Below are 22,860 nucleotides of genomic sequence, written 5' to 3'. Positions count from 1 at the left end.
CGTATATTCTGTAAAATGGAAGAAACGAAATGGGTAAGGAGATTCGGTTTATGAATCCTTTCACAGGTAAGGTTTCTTCAATGATAGAGATGATTGACGGGCTGCGCAAATCACCTGAAATCATGCAACAAGTCACTTATTGGCATACGATACCCCCACGTGATCCGAAGCTGGCTGATTTTCCAGAAGGATTGCATGAGGGTATTTGTGTTGCGCTTCGACATAAAAACATCGGGCAATTATATACGCATCAGGCGGAGTCGTTTCGCCAAGTGACAGCAGGCAATCACGTTGTCACTGTCACTCCGACGGCGTCTGGGAAGACGCTTTGCTATAACCTTCCAGTTCTTCAGAAGATTTTGGAAAACGACGCTTCGCGAGCGCTCTATTTATTTCCTACTAAAGCGCTGGCGCAAGATCAGGTCGCAGAGCTGCAGGAAATGATTGAATTTATGGACGTGGATATTAAAACGCACACGTATGACGGTGACACGCCGCCAACAGTTCGGCAAGCGATACGAAACGCAGGACATATTGTTGTCACTAACCCAGATATGCTGCATTCAGCGATCCTGCCGCACCATACCAAATGGGTTAAGCTGTTCGAGAATTTAAACTACATTGTGATTGATGAAGTGCATTCCTATCGGGGGGTATTCGGCAGTCATGTCGCGAATGTGATTCGCAGGTTGAAACGGATTTGTCGATTCTATGGTTCCAATCCGCAATTTATATGTGCTTCGGCTACGATTGATAATCCGAAGGAGCACGCTGAGCGTCTGATCGGTGAAACCGTTGCGTTGATTGATAACAATGGTGCGCCGGCAGGTGAGAAGCACTTTGTATTCTATAACCCGCCTGTTGTAAATCAACAGTTAGGGATACGTAAAAGCTCCGTCTTGGAAACACGTACGCTAGCAGGCAAGTTGCTGCGGAGTGGGATTCAGACGATTGTATTTGCAAGGAGCCGCGTGCGTGTGGAGATCTTGCTGACCTATTTGCAAGAGCTCGTGAGTCACGAGCTCGGCAGCAAGTCGATCCGCGGCTATCGCGGCGGATATCTCCCGAAGCTGCGCAGGGAGATCGAAAGAGGCTTACGCAGCGGGGAAATCCGCGGCGTTGTAAGCACGAACGCGCTGGAGCTGGGCATCGACATTGGCCAGCTGCAAGCGTGCGTGCTCAATGGCTATCCCGGCACGATAGCCAGCACTTGGCAGCAGTCCGGGCGTGCCGGACGGCGGCAGGAAACCTCGCTAACGATTCTCGTTGCGAGCAGTAATCCGCTGGATCAATATTTGATCCAGAATCCGCGCTATTTTTTCGAGCGTCCGCCGGAACAGGCGCGCATTCATCCCGATAACTTGATCATTCTCGTGGATCATGTGAAGTGTGCAGCTTATGAGCTGCCTTTCGAAGCGAATGAGAAGTTCGGTGAGGAGTCACTCACCGATGTTCTTGAGTATTTGACTGAGGAGCAGGTTCTGCACCAAGTCAATGACCGTTGGTATTGGATGGAGCAGTCGTTCCCTGCTCATAACATTTCATTGCGCTCTGCGGCGCAAGAGAATTTTGTCATTATTGATATGACCAATGGTCATCGCGTGATTGGGGAATGTGATCGTTTCAGTGCGCCAACCTTGATTCATGAAGAGGCTATTTATATACATGAAGGCATACAATTCCAAGTTGAGAAGTTGGATTATGAAGAGAAGAAAGCGTTCGTGAGGCAAGTGAATGTAGACTACTTCACGGATGCGAGTATGGCTGTACAGCTCAAGGTATTGCACGTGAATCGGGAGGGACGCGTTGGCGGTCTACTTCGTCAATTAGGCGAGGTGACTGTGAATGCACAACCAACGATTTTCAAGAAAATCCGTCTGCGTACGCATGAGAATATCGGCTCAGGGCCGATCCGATTGCCAGAAGAGGAGCTGCATACGAGCTCCTATTGGTTTACTTTCGATGAAGCGATGTCGGCAGGACGATCGGCGAATGACATGCAGCATGCGCTGCTTGGCATTGCCAATGTCCTGGCGCATCTAGCACCGCTGTATTTGATGTGCGACCCGATGGATATCCGGGTCGTTCCGCAAGTGAAGGCGGTGCACAGCAAGCTGCCGACCGTGTTCTTTTACGACCGCTACCCAGGCGGCGTGGGTCTTAGTGATCGGCTGTACGAGGTCCACGGACAGCTGATGGATCAGGCGCGCAGCCTGATCAAGAGCTGCGGTTGCATCAGCGGCTGCCCGGCCTGTGTCGGGCCGATCGAAGAGGTCGGCCTGCTGGGCAAGAAGCTCGCGCTGGAGCTGCTCGCAGAGCTCGATGGCGGTGCCCGATGAGCGGGCTCCGCGAAAGGCTCGGCCGCCTGCGGGGACCCGCAGCGGCTGGGGTAACACCGCCGCCCCCGCCGGAGGCAGGGGGCGAGTGGGCGCAGCTCGGCGCTCATATTGCGACGAGCCCCGCGGGCTCGTTCGTCATGCGGCGCCGCCAGTACGGCGCGGACAGCGTGCACGGCAAATATCGGCTGCGTGAGCTCGCCGATGTTGATGCGCAGCTGTCCTGCTTTCACGACGGGGACGCCGTCGTCCGGCTCGAAGAGCTGCTCTTCTTCGATACGGAGACTACCGGACTCGGCGTCGGTGCTGGCAACGTGCCGTTCATGGTCGGCATCGGCTACTATACGGGAGAGCTGTTCACGGTAGAACAGCTCATGATACGCAACCCAGCAGAGGAGCATGCGATGCTGGTGTACTTACAAGAACTGTTAGGACGATACACGCACATCGTCTCCTATAATGGCCGTACGTTCGATTGGCCTATTCTCAAGAATCGCTTCGTCCTGAATCGTCTTAACCTAGATGATTCGGAGCTGCTTCAGCTCGATCTTCTCTATGCTTCACGGAGTCTGTGGCGCAATACGCTGCCATCCTGTCGATTGAGCAAGGTAGAGGAGAGTAGACTAGGCTTTGAACGCGTAGATGATGTGCCAGGCTCAATGGCGCCAGCATTGTACTTTCAATATTTGGCTGAGAAGGACCCTGCTGTCCTTCAAGGCGTATTTATTCATAATGAGCACGATATCGTAACATTGGCCGCGTTGACGATCCACTTTGGCAAGCTGCTGCGCCCAGATGAGAATGAGCCCGTGCTCATTTCTAATCTTGACCCTGAAGAACTCTTTCGGACAGGACTGTGGCTAGAGAAAATGGCAAGGCCTACCAAGGCAGAGCAATATTTCAATGTTTTATACGAAAAACTAATGAATAACGCGGCTTCTATTCAGTCGGCGGAACAAGAAATTGCCTTGCTTCAATTAGCAGGCTATTATAAGAAAATTGGCCAATATACCCGTGCTCTCGAGCTATGGAAGCAGGCTATTTTACTTAAACCTGCAAGTATTTCGTTGCAGCTAGAGCCGTATCTAGAACTTGCGATGTACTATGAACACCGTGAGAAGAACTTGGGTCAAGCCGTCTTTTATGCAGAGGAAGCTTGGGCAAGACTTTGGCGGCGACGTGCGCTTCATCGAGGTGATCGGAAGATCAACGAAATTGAAGAGGCTTGGGAAAAGCGGCTTGCACGTTTGCAGCAGAAAGTGCGAAAGAAAGAGATGAGTTTACGTTCGCAAGCAGATTCGTATCCATCCTCTTCGGATAATAGGGTAAGAACGAAAAGAAGCAAAAAGACACCAAAGCCCACTTACGTCAGCGAAGGATTAATTTAAAGAACACTCATCACATCTCATCCATTCACCCAATGGTTCGTGTTTACGCAATCCGCCAATTGGTTATACAAGGTATAAAAATGGCAAGGAGCGATTCTCGTGCCTGAACTTCCGGAAATGGAAACGTATCGTCAGCAGTTGACGCGATTGATCATAGGAGTACCGATTACAGGAGTCGAAGTGACACGCCCGAAATCGTTGAATGTAGACCCCAAAGAATTTGCTGGGAAGCTTATCGGCAATCGGATTGTTCGGATTGAGCGCAGAGCCAAACACCTACTGTTTCATTTAGCCACAGGTGAAATCCTGCTGTTGCATCTCATGCTTGGCGGATGGATGTTCTTTGGTACCCAAGAAGAGAAGACAGATCGAACGATTCAAGTGGAGATTCATTTAGGTATAAACAGCCTGTCCTTTATTGGATTACGATTGGGTTATTTGCACCTTCATACACCAGAGGTAATCCACACGCTCTTGCATAAGCTTGGACCAGAGCCACTCGAACTTAACTTTGTCCAATTTCGAAATGTACTGCGGCCTAAGCGGGGAAATCTTAAAATGACGTTTGTGGATCAAACTTTTCTTTCTGGTATAGGGAATTGTTACTCTGATGAAATTTGCTTTGAAGCGGGCATACTCCCCTTACGGAAGGTACCCTCACTTTCCGAAAATGAGCAATTTCAGCTCTATCAAGCTATGCAAGATTTACTTCGTGAAGCGATTGCCGTTGGTGGCTATATGGAAGAACCTCTATTCGTCGGTGATCGTTTAACAGGACAATATAATCCGAAATGTCGTGTCTATGATCGCAAAGATGAGCCCTGTTTTCGATGTGGGAGCTCTATCATTCAAACCGAAATATCAAGTCGTAAATGCTTTTATTGTGCCCATTGTCAGAAGTGAAAGGTCGGATGGAACATGTTTATCGGAGCCCATGTAAGAACGCGAGGTGGATATTTGAATGCAGCCAAAACCGCCATTTCAATTGGTGCAAAGGCCTTTCAATATTTTCCGATGAATCCGCGTAGTTTGGCTACGAAAGCCGTCGATCTGAAAGACGCGAACGCATGTGCTCAGTTGTGCGTGGAACATGGCATTCTCTCCATTGGACATGCACCGTATGCGTTAAATCCTGCAGTAGATGAGCCTCAACGTGAGATCATGGTTAACTTACTCAAAAATGGCCTGGACATTACAAATGCCTGCGGTTCTGTTGGACTTGTGGTGCATTTTGGTAAATATACGGGAAAAGACCCGTTACAAGGCTACAAAAATATAATACAATGTTTGAATAGTGCTACAGAGGGTTATACGGGAGCTTCTTTCATTTTGCTTGAAAACCAGGCAGGTGAAGGTTCTCAATTGGGTCTGACCTTTGAAGAAATGGTGCAGGTACGGAAGCTATGCGATTCACCTGAGAAGATTGGCTTTTGCTTAGATACGTGTCATGCTTTTGCTAGTCGGCTTTGGCAAGGAACGGATTGGGCAGAACTGGAGTCGAAGGGAGATCAGTTAGATTATCTGCCTCATCTGAAAGCTATTCATTTGAATGATTCGGTGTATCCAGGGGGATCGCGCCGTGATCGGCACGCCAACATTGGATCGGGTCATATTGGTATTTCGAATTTTCAGAGTCTATTACAATCCCCCTTTTTGCGGGACATTCCAATTGTTCTTGAGACAGGTACGGGGCGCGATGGCACGCATCGGGAAGAGATTGCGTTCGTAAATTCGTTGTTGGAAAGGAAATGTGAGGATGATTCATGTATACTTAGATGATTCGCGTCCTTGTCCCCAAGGATTTGTTTTAGCCAAAGATGCAAAAGAATGCATTGCATTGCTTCAGGAATGTGAAGTAGACATCTTATCTCTGGATCATGATTTGGGTTGGATGTCGAAGCAAACGGGCATGGATGTTGTCATTTGGTTGATTCAGCAGCGTAAATTTCCAAGAACGATTTATATTCATACCTCTAGTCCCTCCGCATGCACACAGATGTATCAGATGCTATATGCTGTCAAGCCAGATGAACTGGGGCTTTATGCGCATCGTATGCCAGAGGAAGTATTGATGGGGGTCGCACAAGGAACCTATCCAAGTAAACCGTAATGTGAAAGGAAACGAACTTATGATCGATTTATCTGGCATTCATTTTATACGTGGAGAACGCCATATTTTAAACGATGTGAATGTACATATCGAATCCGGTGAACACTGGGTATTGCTGGGCCGAAACGGCTCTGGCAAAACAACGCTGCTTGAAATGATGAATGGCTATGAATTTCCAAGTCGTGGCACAGTCGATGTGCTCGGAAACCGGTACGGTCAATGTGATGTACGGGAAGTTCGTAAGAAGATTGGCTACATTTCTCAATCTCTTTTCGAAAAATTAAGCTTGATTGATCCAGTGCTAGAGGTTGTTGCAACTGGTGAATACGCTTATCTGCGATTCTATCAAGAAATTCCTCAGGAAGTGAAAGACCGGGCACTGGAGATGCTTACTCGGGTGCGTATTCCACATCTGGCAGACCAGCCTCTGGGGAGCCTTTCACAAGGGGAACGTAAAAAGGTCATGCTTGCACGATCCTTGATGAGTAAGCCGGCAATCCTCGTCATGGACGAACCTGCGGCGGGCTTGGATTTATTTGAGCGTGAGCGTTTTCTATCCGACGTAAATGAGCTTAGTAAACAAGATGTAACGGTTGTATATGTCACTCACCACATTGAAGAAATCATGCCTTTATTTACGCATGTTGCGATAATCGAGCAAGGTGAATTAATTGCCTCTGGACGCAAGGAAGATGTGTTGACACCTGAGAATATTTATAAGGCATTCGGCATTCATGTCTCCTTGGAATGGTTCCAAGATCGCCCATGGATCAAGGTTATTGAGGACAAATAGGCTTATTTAGTAAGTTAGTGAAAATGAATGTAGATTACTCAAAGGATGCGGCTATGACACAATTAACGACCTATATTGGAACCTCGAATCATGGGTTCGCACAATATGCGCAAGACGAACTGCGGAAGTTATTTCCACTTACGAAATTTACGTTATTGGTACCAACAGAAGTGTTTTATTTCCAGGTGCCTGAAGATACGGCAGATGTTATCTCAACCATGCAAGAGAATGAACCGATCTTTCTACGACATGTGCAACCTGTTCATCAAGAATGGGAACTTATCCGCACGGATGCTGATATTGCGCATTTGACAGCTTGGCTTCGTGAAGCCTATGCCGCAGGTTTATTTGGCTACGGAGAGAAAATAGCAACGCAAATTCGGAAGGAAGAGCGGGCAGATGTTCCTTATGCACCTTTTGCGATCAAGGCTGCCATCGATGAAATCCTCACTTCGGAATGTGGTGGCGAACCGGTTGTCCGTTATGCGGACCATATTATTTCGGTATATATTAGCGCCAAAAAAATATACGTGGGCATTTCAAAGCCAAGTGACAACTTATCGGACTGGTCAGGTGGTGCGATCCGCTTTATGAAAGAAGAGGATCAAATTTCACGCGCCAAATTTAAGCTCTTGGAAGCTGAGCAACGGTTCGGGATTGATTTCAGTGTCGCTCGTAAAGCGATTGATATTGGAGCTGCGCCTGGCGGATGGACGTCTTTGCTGCTTGAGCGAGGTTTGAAAGTTACGGCGATTGACCCGGCTGCTATGAACCCGCGTCTACTTGGCAATCCATTACTGACCTTTCTAAAGAAAAATGCAAATGATGTGAAGCTGCGTGAAAATGAGTTTGATTTACTTGTCTGTGACATGAGTTGGGATCCGCGGCAGATGGGACGTCTTGTGTCGGATTTACTTTTCTCTTTGCAAAGTGGCGGAACGGCGATCATTACTGTGAAGCTTATGCATAAGAAACCGTTCCAAACGGTTCGCGATATTTTGCGCATTTTCGAAGACTCACTTTTTCTCTTGAAAGCGAAGCAGTTATTTCATAATCGAGAAGAATTGACACTTTATTTGCAGAAAATATAAAAAACGGAAAAATAGCTAGATTTTCCAATAACCCTCCCTTATAATCAAGAGCATTATGACTTGGATATAAGAGGGGGTTTTTACATATTGTGAAGCCTAGACCGCATTGGCAAGGGTCAATTGTAGGAGGGAGATACGAACTCGTGTCCATGCTTGGACAAGGCGGCATGAGTCAGGTGTATCTCGCGAAGGATAAGAAGTTAAAGGGCAAGCGCTGGGCAGTGAAAGAGGTTGTGTGCGTAGGTTCCGATGAGACTGCTTTCTTGGAGGAAGCAGAAATGCTCGCCAAGCTGGGACATGCGCAGCTCCCACAGTTAGTGGATTATTTTATTACCGAGGGTGGAAATGGTTATCTGGTCATGGACTACATTGAGGGTCCAACACTGCAGGATTTATTCGAAAAGAATCATCGTGAACTGCCGCTAAAGCTAATCATTCAAATTGCTTTTCAGTTACTTGATATTTTCCACTACTTACACACGTTTCAGCCTCGACCCATCATTTACCGCGATCTCAAGCCTTCCAACGTCATGATTAACCAACATAATCAAGTCCGATTAATTGATTTCGGAGTAGCTAGACAATTTAAACAAGGACAAACTTCCGATACCATGCAGATGGGGACGATCGGGTTCGCTGCTCCGGAACAATATCTAGGGCTGCAAACAGATGCTCGAACGGACCTGTATACACTTGGCTCCATGTTATATTACTTATTGTCCGGTGGTCACTATGTATATAGCAAGGCCAATCCGCTGGAACTGCGGAAAGATGAGATTCCAGAAACCTTGCGCACAACGATTCATTTTCTCCTGCAAGATCAACCTCAGAACCGCTGTCAAACCGCAATGGAAGTGAAGCTAAGACTTCGTTCCTTAACCCCTGAAGCCGATCTGCTTCAAACTGAATCCCACCGCCAAGCCACCTTACACCAATCAAATACGGCCGATAAATTAATAGTAATTGGCGGGTTATTCGCAGGTGTCGGCGCGACATTCACTGCAATTACGCTAGCCAGAATATTGCATGCCCTCCAAATCCCAAATGCGTTTGTTGAACAGCCGACGATAGAACCTGATTTATATATGCTGTTGTATGGTGATCGCCATGCACCAAGCCCCTATATGTTTCCCTCCGATCACATATGTGACCCATCTTCTACTTTCACAACACCGTGGATCAATGGGTTTACCACTTGGGCTCCTATTAACCCTGATGGTTTTCAAGGTGCATGGCAAGCCTCTCATGCTTTTAAGCTTCTGCACATGCTCAAAAAGCCGATCATCCTATGGGACGTATCGACTCAGTGGGAGCATCCTACGGTACAGGAGCTGTGCTATAGTGCGGATGACATTATCGTCATTGTGGATAGCTCGCCTGGCAAATGCGATCGTCCTCTCTCACGCAAGCGAATAGATCAATTCGCATCCTACCAGCAGCGAGGAAAAAAAGTGCATTACATCGCGAATGGTGAGTTACCCCCGCATTTTCAAGGGGAGTGGCAGGATTCACTTCCGGCTAAGCCGTTGTGTACCATGCCCTTAATTGCAAAATCCGAAGTGTTGCAAGCTGTGTGGAAAGGGGATTGCATTCAAGACCAGCCGCAATATTTGAACGTTTTTTATGAAGCATTGAAACCATTCCTCAGCGAGATTCTTCCGGACGAAGCCCTCAATCAATTCGCTCTACAACCCAGGAAATCGATATTTTCCCGTTTCAATAAGCGAGGGTAGTTTTTTTATTTAACAGATAAATCGTCCATGCTAGTAGGGTAGCGAAACAAGACCATAATAAATAGGGAACCAATAGCCAAGCAGCTAGTTTGGAATAAGGAATTGTTGCGTATAGTAACAAATACGTGGTAATAGCCACAATAGCGGAGTCAAGGAAAGCAAGACGTAAATTTTTTAATTTGAATTCGAAAAAGGTGAAGGCTTGGTTAGCCACGTAATTTAGCAATAATATCAAAACATAACTGCTGGCTGCTTCTTGAAATCCATCAGTTTTCACGTAAACAATAGCGACAGATGCGGAAATTAAAGCATATAAGATCGCCCAAGTAATTCCGAATAACTTAGCTGGTGGATTCCAACTTGGTTTTTTTAGAGAAGTGTAGTAGGACAGATCCGTTGGGAATAATACGCCGAAAATCGAGAATAGCGCATAGGTAATCAAGAACACAATGATAAACGTAAACACAAGCAAACACCTCCTATTTATGAACGAGCTTGTATTACTATATTACACGCGTTGGATAAGTTATAACCAAATTCAGCCAAAAGTATGATATGATGAGTCATATTTTGGATGAGGAATAGAGGGGTAAGCAGACATGGAGCAGCGATTTTCCAGAGAATCTAGATGTTTCAAAACATCACGTATTTTTCCAACCGATGTAAACAATCATAATACGCTTTTTGGTGGAAAACTGATGTCCTATATTGATGACATTGCTTCCATAGCGGCACATAAGCATTGTCGGAGGTCAGTTGTGACAGCATCTACGGATTCTGTTGACTTTTTGTCACCGATTCACACGTCGGATTCTGTCTGTTTAGAGTCTTTCGTGACATGGACAGGCAAAAGCTCGATGGAGGTATTCGTTAAGGTTGTAACCGAGGATTTGAAATCAGGAGCTAGAAAAATAGCGGCGACTTCCTTCCTAACTTTTGTTGCCTTAGATGAAAATAAGGTGCCCGTGGAAGTACCAGATGTCATTCCGGAGACGGAAGAGGAGAAGAAGCTGCATGAATCCGCCCCGCATCGCGCTGAGATGAGACGTATTCGTCGGGTGGAAAGTAAGAAGCTCGCTAGTTTCTTCACAATGAAGTATCCTTGGGAATAAAGGGATTGATTTATTAGGGAAATGTGGTACAATTTGGTTAATTGAAAATCGGACAAGCGGAAGCACCGCTGATTATAGAGAGATAATCTCTATCGTCAGCGCGTGCTTTTTTGCATTTCCGAAGGAGGCAGGAGGGGAAGTATGAGGGCGGAAACGATAACACGTATAGCCATAGTGCTCGCTGTTATGGGTTGTGTACTCATTGGCAATGGTACGTATGCGATGTTCGCTGGATAGCGAAAGTTTGGGAGAGGAGATGCTGAAATAAAGAAACTTCAATTGTATGTCTTAGATAACGACATGGTTTATGCCGAGCGATTAGCTGTATTCATTCGGGCGACGGAGTTCGCTGAACACGTGCAAGTAAAGCTTTTCTCGCAAGTCGAGCTCCTACTGCAGGTGTTAGAGGAACAGAACCTCAAGGGTGTACTGTTGATTTCTGATGCTTTTTATCCGTTATTGCAGCATCATCGCACTTCATTAAGCAAGATATTTTTGAGTCAATATATCAGAAATTCAGATTCGCCAGAAACAGTCCATCCTTTTTTATACCGTTTTCAGCCACTGCACGAGTTGGTCTCACACATTCAAGCCTTATACGCGGATGGTTCTCCTTCCGGCTTTGGCCGAACACAATTTAATCACACACGTGTTATATCCATTTATAGCAGCAGTGGCAATGCCGGCAAATCGATCACGGCTGTTCATATGGCGAAGCAGCTGGCATTTCGTGGTGAACGTGTCTTGTATCTGAGCTTGGAGTCCACAAGTACAGCTTCTCAGTGGCTGCAGGGCGAATCGGGGCGATTATCGCAGCTCCTCTATTATTTGAAGGACGCATCGGAATCGATTGGGCCGAAGTTGGCGCTATTAAAATCACATGACGCCACTCGAAGGTTCGATTATTTGACACCACTTGAGCAAATGAGGGAGATGCAAGAAATGAGTGGTGATCAAGTGAAAAAACTCATTGCGTCCATTGTTGGCCTTTCAGTCTACGATACCCTTATCGTTGATCTAGAGACGTCCATTCACCCGAGAATCGTCAAGAGCTTAGAACTCAGTGACACAATCATTTGGCTTATCCGAGATGATTGGAATGATATTTTTAGAACAAAATCGTTATTAAAACAAATGAGTGCCTTTCCTCAAATCCATTTTGTCATGACGAGCTTTAGGGGGACTCAAACCAATTCTTTCGATTTTCTAGGTAAAGAATTGACGTTCAAACTTCCTTATATTCCTGATTGGAAGGTTATGAGTTCGGCAGAACAAGTCTGGCAATCGGATATATTTTCCGAACAAGTGTATGTCATGCTACAAGCTGTATGCAATGAGAATGGGGGAATGCCCAGGGAAGGAGCTGCATCTTATCTTGAATCAAGGGCTGTTTAACGAATTAAAGCAGGAGATTAAAGGAAATCTCGATCTCACACATGAGGTTAGTGATGCACAGTTGCTAGGGCATATCGAAGAAACCATCTTCCGCGTTGCGAGTGCGCATAGCTGGACTTCGAGTGAAATGCATGTCGGGGTCAAGCGTATTTTCGATAGCTTTCGGGGCTTAGATATTCTCCAACCGTTAATTGACGATCCAACGGTGACAGAGATTATGGTTAATGGTCACAGCTGTATTTTCTTCGAACGAATGGGTGCCGTTGAACGTTACCCCTATGAGCTAGAAAGCGCAGAGAAGCTTGAGGATTTAATTCAAATGATTGTCTCCAAAGTGAATCGGATTGTTAATCAAGCCACACCAATTGTAGATGCAAGGTTGAAAGATGGTTCGCGCGTAAATATCGTGCTTCCACCTGCTTCTCTCAGTGGTCCAACGTTAACTATCCGTAAATTTCCTGCAAATCCACTGGATATGTCGGATTTGATTCGTATGGAAAGTATTTCTGGTGAAGCGGCAGACATGCTGCGGATGATGGTTGAAGCGGGATTTAATATATTTGTAGGCGGCGGAACTGGGTCAGGTAAAACGACGTTTCTCAATGCTTTGAGTGCTTGGATTCCTGAGCATGAACGCGTGATTACAATCGAAGATTCAGCTGAGCTTCAGATCCAAACTGTTCCCAATTTAGTCCGTATGGAAACGAGAAATGCGAATACAGAAGGGAAGGGTGCGATCACGATGCGCGAATTGATTCGATCTTCCCTACGGATGCGTCCAAATCGCATTATTGTTGGTGAAGTACGTGGAGCTGAGGCTTTAGATATGCTGTCTGCAATGAATACGGGGCATGATGGCTCCTTAAGTACCGGTCATGCGAACACCTCGCTGGATATGCTCAGCAGATTGGAGACGATGGTACTCAGTGCTGCTCCGCTCCCCATTGAAGTCATACGCAAGCAGATCGCTTCAGCACTTGATGTCATTGTACATATTTCCCGGATGCGAGATCGATCACGCAAAGTAACAGAGATTCATCAAGTTGTTGGCATGAAGGATGGCGAAGTCCAGCTGGAACCGCTTTTTCTCTTCGAGGAGAGCGGGGAGTCGCCAGAAGGTAAGCTCCTTGGAAAACTTCGATATACGGGTCAACCACTTGCTAATATGTACAAGCTTCAAATGGCAGGCAAGCAGCTACCTAGTTGGTTTGTTCGCAGTGAAGGAGGTGATGCAGGATGAGTGTGTGGTTGCTGCTCGTCTTAATGGGTGGCGCAAGTTGGCTCCTATTACTTTACCTTGAAAGACGAAAACACCCTCCTAAACGAAGCGAGAGCTCCCCAACACACAAGTCACCGCCAGTCCTCCCAGTTGTCTTCATCGATTATAACCAGTATCAACTGACCCCAAAGGAGAGAATAGCAGCTATTCTCATGCTTGCTTTACCAACATTCATGATCGGTTATATTTTCTATCAAAATGTTATCCTCGCTGCCGCTTTAGCATCTACAGGCTTTCTCTTTCCTCGCTTTCGTCGGCAGCAATTAATCCAAAAACGTAAAAATATGCTTTTTGTACAATTTAAGCAGGCGCTCAGCTGTCTTTCTTCCTCCATGACGGTGGGAAAATCCATTGAATCGGCATTTCGAGAGGCATGGGAGGATTTGAAGCTGCTGTATCCTGATCCCGCTTGTTTGATCGTCGTTGAGTTCGGCTTGATTTGCCGAAAGGTCGAAAACGGCGAACCGATTGAGGCGGCTCTTAAACATTTCGCAGATCGAAGTCATTTAGAAGATATCATGAGCTTTACCGATGTTTTTCTGACCTGTAAGCGTACAGGAGGCAATTTAGTTGAGGTGATGAAACGTACAGCAACGGTCATTGCAGAGAAGTTGGAAATAACCCAGGAAATTTCGGTCATGGTTGCTCAAAAACGGTTTGAATCGAGAGTTCTTGTTGTTGCTCCTATCCTCATTGTTGCTGTATTGGCTTTTTCCTCGCCTGATTATATGGTTCCACTTTATCGTGGGAACGGGATTTTCATCATGACTGTCTGCTTGTCGTTGCTTGGCGTTTGTTATGTACTCACTCAAAAAATAATGAATATCAGGGTGTAGGATGTGGATATGGCTATTTGGCTTGGCTCAAATTGTGTTTTGTATGTCAGTACAAGTGATCGGATGGAGGAAATACGGGGGACAGTTTCAAACGCAAACGTACCCCTTTCGGATGAAAATGCTTTTACCATCAAGCTGCTATGTAATCGATAAGCTCCAATTGTTAGAGAGGTTCCCCGATTTCACTTCAAAAATCCATCATAAATGTATGACTTTGTATGGGAGAAGCTTGTCTTCGCAAGGCAGTAAATGGTTTATAGCAGAACTAATTTCCGCTGGCATGGTGTGTCTATTCGTCGTTACAGTACTTGCCATTCTAGCAGGTGAAAATAGTTCGTTGCTTGTTTTAGGCGTGGTTGTTGCCATAGGAACTCCAATGATGATGGTTCGTGACTTGGACAGCAAAATACGAAAAAAACAGCAAAGGATGATCCTTGAGCTGCCTGAATTTTTGAGCACAATCGTGCTTTTAGTAAATGCTGGAGAGACCGTCAACCGTGCTTGGATACGTTGTGTTCAAGCAAAGCCGAATATGTCGGATTCCCCGCTTTTCAAAGAGTTGCTTGTAGCAGTGCATGAACTGGAGATGAATATCTCCTTCACGAAAGTATTGGAGGATTTCAGTAAGCGCTGCGCGTTACACGAAGTGTCATTATTTGCATCGACATTAGGTCTGAACTATAGAAGAGGTGGTAATGACTTTGCCGTTGCGCTGCATTCACTTTCGTTGGAGCTGTGGCAGCGAAGGAAGAGTATATCACGGACATTAGGGGAGGAAGCATCTTCTAAGCTTGTATTCCCGATGGTGTTAATTTTTGTTGTGGTGATGGTGATCGTCGCGGCACCTGCGTTACTCATGATGAACCAATAGGAGAGGGATGTTGAAATGAAAACAAGACTGGAAATCTTTAAGCGTGTGTGGAAAGAGGAAGACGGTTTGGGTACGTTAGAAATTTTATTGATTGTCGCAGTGCTCGTTGCGATAGCGATCATTTTCAGAAAGTGGATCGTTTCGTGGTTCCAGAAGCTGATTGGTGATGCGAACTCCGACCTGAAGGATAACAGTGCGGTAGCACCCTGTGCGCCGAGCCCGACCACGAGTTGTGCGCCGTAGTCAACTTCGTCTGTTCGTAAAAAATGACCAAGGTACCTTTACGTTAGAAGCCTCTCTGGTATTTCCTGTAATTTTAATATGTACAGTGACTTTGTTGTTTGTAGGCATGTTTGCCTATCAGCACGTCTACGTAGGGCAACTAGCTCGATCAGCCGCAGAGAAATTAGCTTTTACTTGGACTAACAGCCATAAAGATGTTAGTACAGGAAGTTTTAATCCGCAGGAAACGGATGGTTTGTATTGGCGTCTGACGCAGGATAATGTAAGTGACTTATTTGGCTTGTTACAAGGTAGTTCAGGGGCTAGCGTCGCACTCCCCACCAATCAAGCTAATGGACTAGTCGAGAAAAAGCTGGCCAAAGCCGCGGTATTACTTCCCAATGGCGTTACTGGAACAGCATCCTATACGAATTATTTACTAGATCATCGTGTTGAGGTGACTGTGAACAAGTCTTTTGTAATGCCCACAATACTAAGTCGGTGGATGCCTGCAACTCAAACGGAAAGTAAAGCTGTCGCACATGTTGTTGATTCTATAGAGCTGATCAGAACCACAGATCTGACACGCACTTATCTCCCAACCTTAGTGGGACGAATCTCTTCCCAGAAAGCGAAAGCAGCACTTGTAGATCCGATCAAAAGCGATTTGTCTGGTCCTAGCGTCACTATTCAATCTGAACGTCAGGCATCTTCCTACTTGAGGTCACTTGTGGGAGGGACAGAGGTTGTGCTGACGACTGTGTCTGGTAAAAGCAGGAAAATTGATGCTTTAGACGCAAGAGGTATTGGTCATCAAGCTTTTTATAGTATGACGGAAGCTCAGCTTCGTACCGAACAGCTGCCGAAGGATGTAGAACTTCTCCAACATGATCCGACCGTGAAAGGCATCGTTTGGCATTTTTTTAAGAAGGATGCCAGCGGCAAAGGGATGCCCACGGTTGCTTTTCGCAAAGAACTCGAACGTAAAGGGATCGTAGTCGTTATTCATAATTAGAAAGCGGGGAGCCATTGAAAAGATTCTTACTATCCGAAAACGGCACAGTATCCGTCTATTTGATACTTATTATTGTGCCGATTTTTTTATTTCAAGCTGTACTCATTGATTTTGCCAGAATTAAAGTAGCGGAGAAAGAAACGGAATCTGCCTTACATGCAGCTGCACGATCAGTGATGTCCTCCTTTGATCCCGAGCTGCAGAAGAGAGGACTTTATGGCATGGGTCTCTCTCAGGAGGCGTCAGAAAAATTACTTAAAGATGTTTTTGACCAAAACTTATCAGGTGGCGTTTCGGCGAATGCATTTCACTTTATTAATAACAAAGCTGTAGATGGAGCTTTGCGTGTTACGCCAGTGTATACGCTTGCTAGTCATGTCATATTTGAGAGCCAGCTCATAGAGGATATGAAAATAAAAGCACCGATTGAATACACGCTCGAAATTGTTGATAAATTTCAAAAGAGTGGTGTCCGTGAGCCTTTTCAAATCGGTTCGCAATTTGCGAAGGAAGCGTCAGAGATCGAGAAGTTGATCGAAGAAAGGGAAGGCTCGCTAGATGAAGCATGGCAGAGCGCGGAAGTGCTCTATACCAGAACTACTGAATTTCATAGCTATTATAGAACAAGAGTTGCAGAACTAGACAAATTAGCTGCTGAAATCGGGATTCATACCGTTGACGAAGTTCGTGGCGAAATCAGCCAAGTTCAAGAGAATTTGCGTTCACTTACGGCGAGCATAAGGAATATGGATCTTTCTTTAGCATCATTCGCACAAGCTGGTCCTGAGGCAGCAGCAAGTATCCAATCACTTGTAGAAGCCAAAAGCAGGCTTGAGGAGCAGGCTGGGATGCTTTCGCAAAAGCTAAATGAGCTTGAAGCTTTAGTTCGGAAAATCATGACTTACACGGCTCTCGTCATCTCTACGAAACTTGAGGTGGCAGCAGATGAAAGAGTTATTAAGCAACTACAACAGGTGATTGAGCCAACTTTGCGACTTGCCAAGCAAAAAAATGACGAGATACGATCAAAGTTGACAGGAATCTCGAGATCTTCTGCACAGGGAGATTCGGCAGCGTATGGTGTATTTCAACACGTTTCCCTAATTGGGGATGACTATTTTTATCAATATCAAACATCGATTGCAAGTATTGCCGCGTTATTTTCGACATTCCGATCTGCTGTAGAGAGTGTCATTTTGTATACTTCAGTACATACAAGTGAGGTCAATCAAGCCAACGACAGCTACTTGGCAATTGCAAATGATTTTCATACAAAACAAAGTCCGTTAGAAAAATCCAGAATGGATACAAATGAAGCAACAACGACAAATAAACAGACACAAAAGAATAAAATCCAAGCCATCATGGATCAGGCCAAGCAAGCTATAGGTGGTTGCAGCCTTACGAGTACGCAATCCGGTGATGGTGTGTCGTACAGTAAGCTCCAGGGTGAATCCGGTTACTATCAGAAATATCGACAAGCGAATGCTCAAGATACTATGATCGGGAACGATGTTGCCTATGACATTGAAAAAGCAGAACCTGCTAGTTTAAGGGCAATGGATATGCTTGAAGTAATAAACAGCGCGGCGGAAGTACTGCGAGATGAACTTTACGTGAACGAATATGCCTTAACAAAATTTAACTTTCGAACTTATGGATTAGAGAAAGATCCCAGCGGGAATCCAAAATTGTCTAATGAGCTAATAGATCCTGGGACTCATGCACTAGTAAACCAAGAAGTTGAATATCTGTTGTATGGATTCTCCTCGTGTGCGGCAAATATGTCCTCGGCTTATGCAGAAATGTTTTCATTACGCTTAGCGATTCGTACCGTTGAAGCGCTATTAGATCCCAAAAAAGAACTTCTCCAAATTGGCTCCCCGTTACTTGTTTTTCTGGCCGCAGCGGCTCAAGGTGCAGCAGAGGCGTTCGTCGACATGAACGCATTGGTAAAAGGGGAAGCTGTTGAATTATCATCAAAGCTCTCCTCATCAGCGCTCAAGTTGACGTATAAAGACTATCTCCGTTTATTTCTCATGCTGCATAGCAACAATACTAAGCTGATGTCCCGAATTCAGGCGCTCCACGAATTAGAAACAGGCAAAGATCTCAATCAAGCAACCTCCTATATTCAAGCGAATGCAACGAGTGAAATAAGGCTTTGGTTTATTCCTCAAGTAATGAAACTGCTGGATGGGACTGGACTTTTAGGATGTAAAGTTGTTGGAACACAATGTCAAATGAATCGAGCTGCTGTCGTTTCGTATTGAGGAAGGAGACATGGATTTGCTTCTCAAATTTCACAAAGAGCAAGAAGGCGGCATCGTCCTGGAGGCTTCACTCCTTCTACCTATGTTTCTTGCTTTTGTAGTAGGTCTTGTTCTTTTCATTCAAATTGCTCTGGTTGAAATGGCGTTGCAGTCTGGCGTATCCGAGGCGACGAAGTCCATTGCGGGTCAACTGTATCCCGTGAGGATATTAGTTCAAAAAGCCCAATCGAAATATGATCAAAGCCGTGCCGCGGAGATGCTTAATACTGTCGTGGATCAAGTGCAATCGGCAAGGAATCAGGTGACGAATACAGAGGATATTGCTGATGAATTCGCGGCCTATATACCAGATTCCCTGTTGGAGCTCGTACGATGGGAAAAAGAGAAGCGGGAGCTTGGCGAAGGCATGGCACATGATGAGTTAAATGGTTTTTATGAAACACAGGTGAAGCCGCGAATGCTCGCGGTATTTACACCTATTGTGTTTGCGTTTTGTGATGCATCGATCCTTGATAAGAGAAACTTTAAAGTCATTTCCATAACATTACCGAGTGTGAAGCAAGACGGTGAGGCATTTTTTGGTTTGGAAGTACAACTGACCTATAAATTGCCCATTCCATTTATGAGCCAAGCAATTGTTTTGAAAAAAAGGGCTTATGAGCGGGCGTGGGTAGGAGCTTAGAATGAAAGGAGGAATAACATTATTCTTGTATGTCATGGTCTATTTATCATTTTTATCACCATTGCTTTTGCCATTGATGTGCGTCATTCAAAGCTGCCTAATATGTTGACCATGTGTGGAACGATTTTCGGATTATTGTTCCACACATGGTTAGAAGGTTGGGACGGGTTACTTTTTTCCCTCATTGGTGCATGTACAGGATTTCTGATCGTATTTGTATTGTATGTAATTGGCGCATTGGGAGCTGGAGATGTCAAACTTTTTGCTGCTATCGGAGCAATTATGGGCGTGATGTTTGTTTTACAAACATTAGTTTATGCGATTTTATGGGCAGGATTAATCGGAGTATGCCTTATCCTTATTCAAAGAAAAATGAGAGCAACGGGTCGTAAGCTTGCAGGTTGGCTGTTCTCAATATTTGCGCTCAATAAGATTGAAACCATTATTGAGCTTAAGCAGCAAAAAAATATCAAATTTCCTTTTATGTACGCAGTTTTTCCAGCTGTGGCTGTAACGAGTTACTATTCTTTGCTTTGAATGAGGTGATTGGATGACGCAAGAAGTATTCGGACTTCGTTATGAATTTGTTTATCGACATGGACATCTTATGGAGTTGTTTAAAGAAGGAGGATTAGCAGCATGTGAGCTTTCAAACTTGCAGGTCCGCATGTTAGAAGCCAATCAAGTTCCGAGGCTGCTGCCGCTCGACATTCATGAGGTGGATTCGAACATTCGACTCCTGTATAGATTGTCTTCCAAACGAATGCTATCACATGTCTTGAAGGTAGAGAAATTCTCGATCCAGGTACTGGCTAAGTTGATGTATGCGATTGTTTGTACACTGGATGAGAGCAAGAACTATATGCTGTGTGAGATGAATTTCGTGTTGAAGGATAATTTTATTTTCATAGGACAGGATTGGTCGGATGTTTACCTGACATATGCGCCCTTAGATATTGATCATGATGTCGATGAGAGCTATCCTGCGATAGATGCACTCCTCCATAAACTTATCTTACATCTAGGGGAAGAGGAACAGGATCAACTACATGTTTGGATTCCCACACATTTAGCTAGAAAAAGTTTTCATGCATATAAGGAAGCGTTGTTAAAGTTGATGGACGAACCGATTCTTACACGAAAAACAATTCGTGCAGCACAATCCGAACCTATTGAAGCCTCTTTACCAGAACTAGGATTACCCAAAGCACATTGGAAGCGCGATGAAGATAAACACATACTGCCAAGATTTGAAAACCCCATTTTGTCAGAACCTGATCAGAAGCAAATGAATGGACAAGAGATCAACAAGTCTTTAACATCAAATTTTAAAATATTCCCACTATCATTCATTCCTCTACAGCAACGAGGGCGATGGATGGCAATAGCTCTTATTCTCATCCTATTTGCTTTTCTATGGCAGCAATATTTGGCACACCCTTGGGCGAGCATGCTGCAAATCATTGCTGGAATCACGCTGTTGTTGGGGGATGTGGGTTTTGTTCTTCTCTTCTTAGGTCGCCCAGAGTTCTCTAGACGAAGTTCTCCTAATAAGAAAAGTTCTTCCATCGCTCACAACATCAATGATCCGTATTATGACGTCATGCGTGACGAAGAAAATAGTGTGTCGGATCCAATGGACATCCAACACTACTATCAAAATCTGGCCTTGCATACAACCTTGCTAGGTCCATCACATTCAAATGCCACGGTGTTCCTTGGGAAATCTCCCAAGCGAGATCAGATTGGTCCTCGATTGGAGAGTAAAGTTGAAGGAATCAGCCATACCGTTCCTATCAACAGTGAAGTTTTTACTATTGGCAGGGGAGATTTAAGCAGCAGAGTCGATTATGTGGTGGAAGATGTGGGAGTTTCCAGAATTCATGCGGAAATTGTTCAAACTAGCAGTGGCTTTCAACTACGAGATGCAGGCTCTACCAATGGTACATTTTTGAATGATTTCCCGATTGTCACCTATCAAGGATATCCGTTAAAAGATGGGGACATTGTGCGAATTATTCGACAAGAACTGACTTTTCGGCTCTAATACAAATAGTTCTACTTCCTGTCTGCCATGAGCAGTGGTATAATAAGAAGTCGCGTGTAAAATGCGTGATTATCTTAGAACTAGACAGGGGTTTGGTTTTACAAAATGAGTCTTTTAACAATTGAAGATTTAAGCCACAGCTTTGGTGATCGTACATTGTTCAAAAATGTATCATTCCGCTTGCTTGCTGGTGAACGCGTTGGCATCGTAGGAGCAAATGGCGTGGGGAAATCCACGTTGATGAATATATTAACAGGCAAGCTTTTGAAAGATACAGGCAAGGTGGAATGGACCCCGCGAGTCCATTATGGATATTTGGACCAGCACTCCGTGCTAGCAGCAGGTAGAACAATCCGTGATATTTTGCGTGATGCGTTCCTGCCCCTGTATGAAGAAGAAAAAAGAATGATGGCTATTACCGATAAAATGGGAGATGCCACGCCTGAGGAGCTTGAAGTGCTTCTCGAGGAAATGGGCGAAATTCAAGAACGTCTGGAAATCGGTGATTTCTATCTGCTTGACGTGAAAATTGAAGAGATGGGTAATGGACTTGGATTAAATGCGATTGGATTAGATCGTGATGTGACGTCTCTTAGTGGTGGACAAAGAACGAAGGTTCTCCTAGCTAAACTTTTGCTAGAAAAACCAACAGTCCTATTGCTCGATGAGCCTACCAACTATTTGGATGTAGAACATATTGAATGGTTGAAAATGTACTTGAAGGATTACCCGTATGCATTCATGCTGATTTCACATGATACGGAATTTATGAACGAAGTCGTCAATGTTGTCTATCACTTGGAGTTTTCCAAGTTGACAAGATACACGGCGAATTATGAGAAATTCCTTGATATGGCTGAAATGAACAAGGCACAGCATATCGACGCTTATGAGAAACAGCAGGAGTATATCAAGAAGCAGGAAGATTTCATCGCACGTAACAAAGCACGTGCTTCAACCTCAACTCGTGCGAAGAGCCGCGAGAAGCAGTTGGATCGAATTGACCGCATTGAGCGTCCTGAAACGGCAATGAAGCCTACATTCGTATTCAAAGAATCGCGTTCAAGTGGTAGAATCGTATTTGAAGCGGAAAATTTGGAAATTGGCTATGATCGTGCCTTGCTTCCAAGAATGAATGTGACGATTGAGCGCGGCGAGAAAATTGCGATCGTCGGCTGCAACGGGGTCGGTAAATCTACCTTATTGAAGACGATTCTTGGGAAAATTGAGCCATTCAGTGGCAAAACGTATCGCGGCGATTATTTGAGTCCTGCCTACTTTGAGCAGGAGGTCAAAGCGCCAAGCATGACTCCGATTGATGATGTATGGAATTCTTTCTCTTCCATGACACAGAACGAAGTCAGAGGAGCGCTTGCGCGAGTTGGTCTCAAGAATGAGCACATCACCCGTGCGATGAGCATGTTGAGCGGTGGCGAACAAGCGAAAGTTCGTCTTTGCAAGCTGCTTATGCAAGAAAGCAACTGGTTGTTATTCGATGAGCCTACGAACCATTTAGACGTCGTAGCCAAAGAAGAGCTGCAGCGTGCTTTGAAAGAGTATAAGGGTACCGTACTTCTTGTTTGCCATGAGCCTGAATTCTATGAAGGCTGGGTAACTCGTGTGTGGGACGTTGAAGAATGGTCTGCCAAAGTAACGAATTAATCAATTTAACAAATG

The 22,860-nt window shown here is 45.1% G+C and carries 21 protein-coding genes; 20 read left to right on the top strand and 1 reads right to left on the bottom strand.

All coding sequences use genetic code 11. The features are described 5' to 3' along the window. Positions 1 to 50: 50 nt before the first annotated feature. From ACSQ8P_RS20815 to ACSQ8P_RS20780, 8 genes are all read left to right on the top strand, one after another. Complete coding sequence (locus ACSQ8P_RS20815; RefSeq protein WP_276574803.1) at positions 51 to 2,339, top strand: DEAD/DEAH box helicase; 2,289 nt, start codon at positions 51 to 53, stop codon at positions 2,337 to 2,339. Further along, positions 2,336 to 3,724, top strand: coding sequence for a ribonuclease H-like domain-containing protein (locus tag ACSQ8P_RS20810; protein ID WP_436236929.1), 1,389 nt, complete (start codon positions 2,336 to 2,338; stop codon positions 3,722 to 3,724). The genes ACSQ8P_RS20815 and ACSQ8P_RS20810 overlap by 4 nt, the downstream gene beginning before the upstream one ends. Positions 3,725 to 3,823: 99 nt before the next feature. Further along, positions 3,824 to 4,627, top strand: coding sequence for an Fpg/Nei family DNA glycosylase (locus ACSQ8P_RS20805; protein ID WP_436236928.1), 804 nt, complete (start codon positions 3,824 to 3,826; stop codon positions 4,625 to 4,627). Positions 4,628 to 4,642: 15 nt separating this feature from the next. After that, positions 4,643 to 5,503, top strand: coding sequence for a deoxyribonuclease IV (locus ACSQ8P_RS20800; protein ID WP_436236927.1), 861 nt, complete (start codon positions 4,643 to 4,645; stop codon positions 5,501 to 5,503). Continuing rightward, entirely contained in the window at positions 5,481 to 5,834 is a 354-nt protein-coding gene (locus ACSQ8P_RS20795) for a cyclic-phosphate processing receiver domain-containing protein (RefSeq protein WP_436236926.1), read from the top strand. Before ACSQ8P_RS20800 ends, ACSQ8P_RS20795 begins: the two co-directional genes overlap by 23 nt. A gap of 19 nt (positions 5,835 to 5,853) precedes the next feature. After that, the gene (locus tag ACSQ8P_RS20790; RefSeq protein ID WP_436236925.1) at positions 5,854 to 6,627 is read left to right on the top strand and encodes an ABC transporter ATP-binding protein; all 774 of its coding nucleotides are present in this window, start codon (positions 5,854 to 5,856) and stop codon (positions 6,625 to 6,627) included. 53 nt (positions 6,628 to 6,680) lie between these two features. Then, positions 6,681 to 7,718, top strand: a complete 1,038-nt coding sequence (locus ACSQ8P_RS20785) for an SAM-dependent methyltransferase (protein ID WP_436236924.1) — start codon at positions 6,681 to 6,683, stop codon at positions 7,716 to 7,718. Positions 7,719 to 7,807: 89 nt separating this feature from the next. Beyond that, the gene (locus ACSQ8P_RS20780) at positions 7,808 to 9,451 is read left to right on the top strand and encodes a serine/threonine protein kinase (RefSeq protein WP_436236923.1); all 1,644 of its coding nucleotides are present in this window, start codon (positions 7,808 to 7,810) and stop codon (positions 9,449 to 9,451) included. Here ACSQ8P_RS20780 and ACSQ8P_RS20775 read toward each other — a convergent pair. Next, positions 9,435 to 9,917, bottom strand: coding sequence for a TspO/MBR family protein (locus tag ACSQ8P_RS20775; RefSeq protein WP_436236922.1), 483 nt, complete (start codon positions 9,915 to 9,917; stop codon positions 9,435 to 9,437). The genes ACSQ8P_RS20780 and ACSQ8P_RS20775 overlap by 17 nt on opposite strands. Positions 9,918 to 10,050: 133 nt before the next feature. Here ACSQ8P_RS20775 and ACSQ8P_RS20770 point away from each other — a divergent pair, with 133 nt between their 5' ends. From ACSQ8P_RS20770 to ACSQ8P_RS20715, 12 genes are all read left to right on the top strand, one after another. After that, positions 10,051 to 10,563, top strand: a complete 513-nt coding sequence (locus tag ACSQ8P_RS20770) for an acyl-CoA thioesterase (RefSeq protein WP_056620994.1) — start codon at positions 10,051 to 10,053, stop codon at positions 10,561 to 10,563. A 279-nt stretch (positions 10,564 to 10,842) separates the two neighbouring features. Next, the gene (locus tag ACSQ8P_RS20765; protein WP_436236921.1) at positions 10,843 to 11,958 is read left to right on the top strand and encodes a hypothetical protein; all 1,116 of its coding nucleotides are present in this window, start codon (positions 10,843 to 10,845) and stop codon (positions 11,956 to 11,958) included. Continuing rightward, positions 11,939 to 13,198, top strand: coding sequence for a CpaF family protein (locus ACSQ8P_RS20760; RefSeq protein WP_436236920.1), 1,260 nt, complete (start codon positions 11,939 to 11,941; stop codon positions 13,196 to 13,198). The genes ACSQ8P_RS20765 and ACSQ8P_RS20760 overlap by 20 nt, the downstream gene beginning before the upstream one ends. Then, a complete protein-coding gene (locus ACSQ8P_RS20755; RefSeq protein ID WP_436236919.1) occupies positions 13,195 to 14,073 on the top strand; it encodes a type II secretion system F family protein in 879 nt (292 codons plus the stop codon). Before ACSQ8P_RS20760 ends, ACSQ8P_RS20755 begins: the two co-directional genes overlap by 4 nt. A gap of 1 nt (position 14,074) precedes the next feature. Continuing rightward, the gene (locus tag ACSQ8P_RS20750; protein ID WP_436236918.1) at positions 14,075 to 14,944 is read left to right on the top strand and encodes a type II secretion system F family protein; all 870 of its coding nucleotides are present in this window, start codon (positions 14,075 to 14,077) and stop codon (positions 14,942 to 14,944) included. Positions 14,945 to 14,959: 15 nt separating this feature from the next. Next, a complete protein-coding gene (locus ACSQ8P_RS20745; protein WP_436236917.1) occupies positions 14,960 to 15,187 on the top strand; it encodes a Flp1 family type IVb pilin in 228 nt (75 codons plus the stop codon). Then, positions 15,177 to 16,181, top strand: a complete 1,005-nt coding sequence (locus ACSQ8P_RS20740) for a TadE family protein (protein WP_436236916.1) — start codon at positions 15,177 to 15,179, stop codon at positions 16,179 to 16,181. The genes ACSQ8P_RS20745 and ACSQ8P_RS20740 overlap by 11 nt, the downstream gene beginning before the upstream one ends. Before the next feature lie 14 nt (positions 16,182 to 16,195). Then, on the top strand, positions 16,196 to 18,454 hold the full coding sequence (locus ACSQ8P_RS20735) for a hypothetical protein (RefSeq protein WP_436236915.1): 2,259 nt from the start codon (positions 16,196 to 16,198) through the stop codon (positions 18,452 to 18,454). Positions 18,455 to 18,470: 16 nt separating this feature from the next. Next, entirely contained in the window at positions 18,471 to 19,136 is a 666-nt protein-coding gene (locus tag ACSQ8P_RS20730) for a TadE/TadG family type IV pilus assembly protein (RefSeq protein WP_436236914.1), read from the top strand. 18 nt (positions 19,137 to 19,154) lie between these two features. Then, positions 19,155 to 19,673 carry an A24 family peptidase gene (locus ACSQ8P_RS20725; RefSeq protein WP_436239570.1) on the top strand — a complete coding sequence of 173 codons (519 nt, stop codon included), beginning with the start codon at positions 19,155 to 19,157 and terminating at the stop codon, positions 19,671 to 19,673. Positions 19,674 to 19,686: 13 nt separating this feature from the next. Continuing rightward, the gene (locus ACSQ8P_RS20720) at positions 19,687 to 21,183 is read left to right on the top strand and encodes a DUF6382 domain-containing protein (protein WP_436236913.1); all 1,497 of its coding nucleotides are present in this window, start codon (positions 19,687 to 19,689) and stop codon (positions 21,181 to 21,183) included. Between the two features lie 105 nt (positions 21,184 to 21,288). Beyond that, positions 21,289 to 22,845, top strand: a complete 1,557-nt coding sequence (locus ACSQ8P_RS20715; RefSeq protein ID WP_056621022.1) for an ABC-F family ATP-binding cassette domain-containing protein — start codon at positions 21,289 to 21,291, stop codon at positions 22,843 to 22,845. Positions 22,846 to 22,860 lie beyond the last annotated feature (15 nt).

It is taken from the genome of Paenibacillus sp. LjRoot153 (genome assembly GCF_964253085.1).
GTDB lineage: Bacteria > Bacillota > Bacilli > Paenibacillales > NBRC-103111 > Paenibacillus_E.
This window is presented reverse-complemented; position numbering and strand designations above follow the sequence as displayed.

Excerpts from the sequence above, each read along its gene's own strand:
- ACSQ8P_RS20815 (WP_276574803.1), top strand. The coding sequence starts at position 51 with ATGAATCCTTTCACAGGTAAGGTTTCTTCAATGATAGAGATGATTGAC.
- ACSQ8P_RS20810 (WP_436236929.1), top strand. The coding sequence starts at position 2,336 with ATGAGCGGGCTCCGCGAAAGGCTCGGCCGCCTGCGGGGACCCGCAGCG.
- ACSQ8P_RS20800 (WP_436236927.1), top strand. The coding sequence starts at position 4,643 with ATGTTTATCGGAGCCCATGTAAGAACGCGAGGTGGATATTTGAATGCA.
- ACSQ8P_RS20795 (WP_436236926.1), top strand. The coding sequence starts at position 5,481 with ATGATTCATGTATACTTAGATGATTCGCGTCCTTGTCCCCAAGGATTT.
- ACSQ8P_RS20790 (WP_436236925.1), top strand. The coding sequence starts at position 5,854 with ATGATCGATTTATCTGGCATTCATTTTATACGTGGAGAACGCCATATT.
- ACSQ8P_RS20785 (WP_436236924.1), top strand. The coding sequence starts at position 6,681 with ATGACACAATTAACGACCTATATTGGAACCTCGAATCATGGGTTCGCA.
- ACSQ8P_RS20770 (WP_056620994.1), top strand. The coding sequence starts at position 10,051 with ATGGAGCAGCGATTTTCCAGAGAATCTAGATGTTTCAAAACATCACGT.
- ACSQ8P_RS20755 (WP_436236919.1), top strand. The coding sequence starts at position 13,195 with ATGAGTGTGTGGTTGCTGCTCGTCTTAATGGGTGGCGCAAGTTGGCTC.
- ACSQ8P_RS20750 (WP_436236918.1), top strand. The coding sequence starts at position 14,075 with ATGTGGATATGGCTATTTGGCTTGGCTCAAATTGTGTTTTGTATGTCA.
- ACSQ8P_RS20745 (WP_436236917.1), top strand. The coding sequence starts at position 14,960 with ATGAAAACAAGACTGGAAATCTTTAAGCGTGTGTGGAAAGAGGAAGAC.
- ACSQ8P_RS20720 (WP_436236913.1), top strand. The coding sequence starts at position 19,687 with ATGACGCAAGAAGTATTCGGACTTCGTTATGAATTTGTTTATCGACAT.
- ACSQ8P_RS20715 (WP_056621022.1), top strand. The coding sequence starts at position 21,289 with ATGAGTCTTTTAACAATTGAAGATTTAAGCCACAGCTTTGGTGATCGT.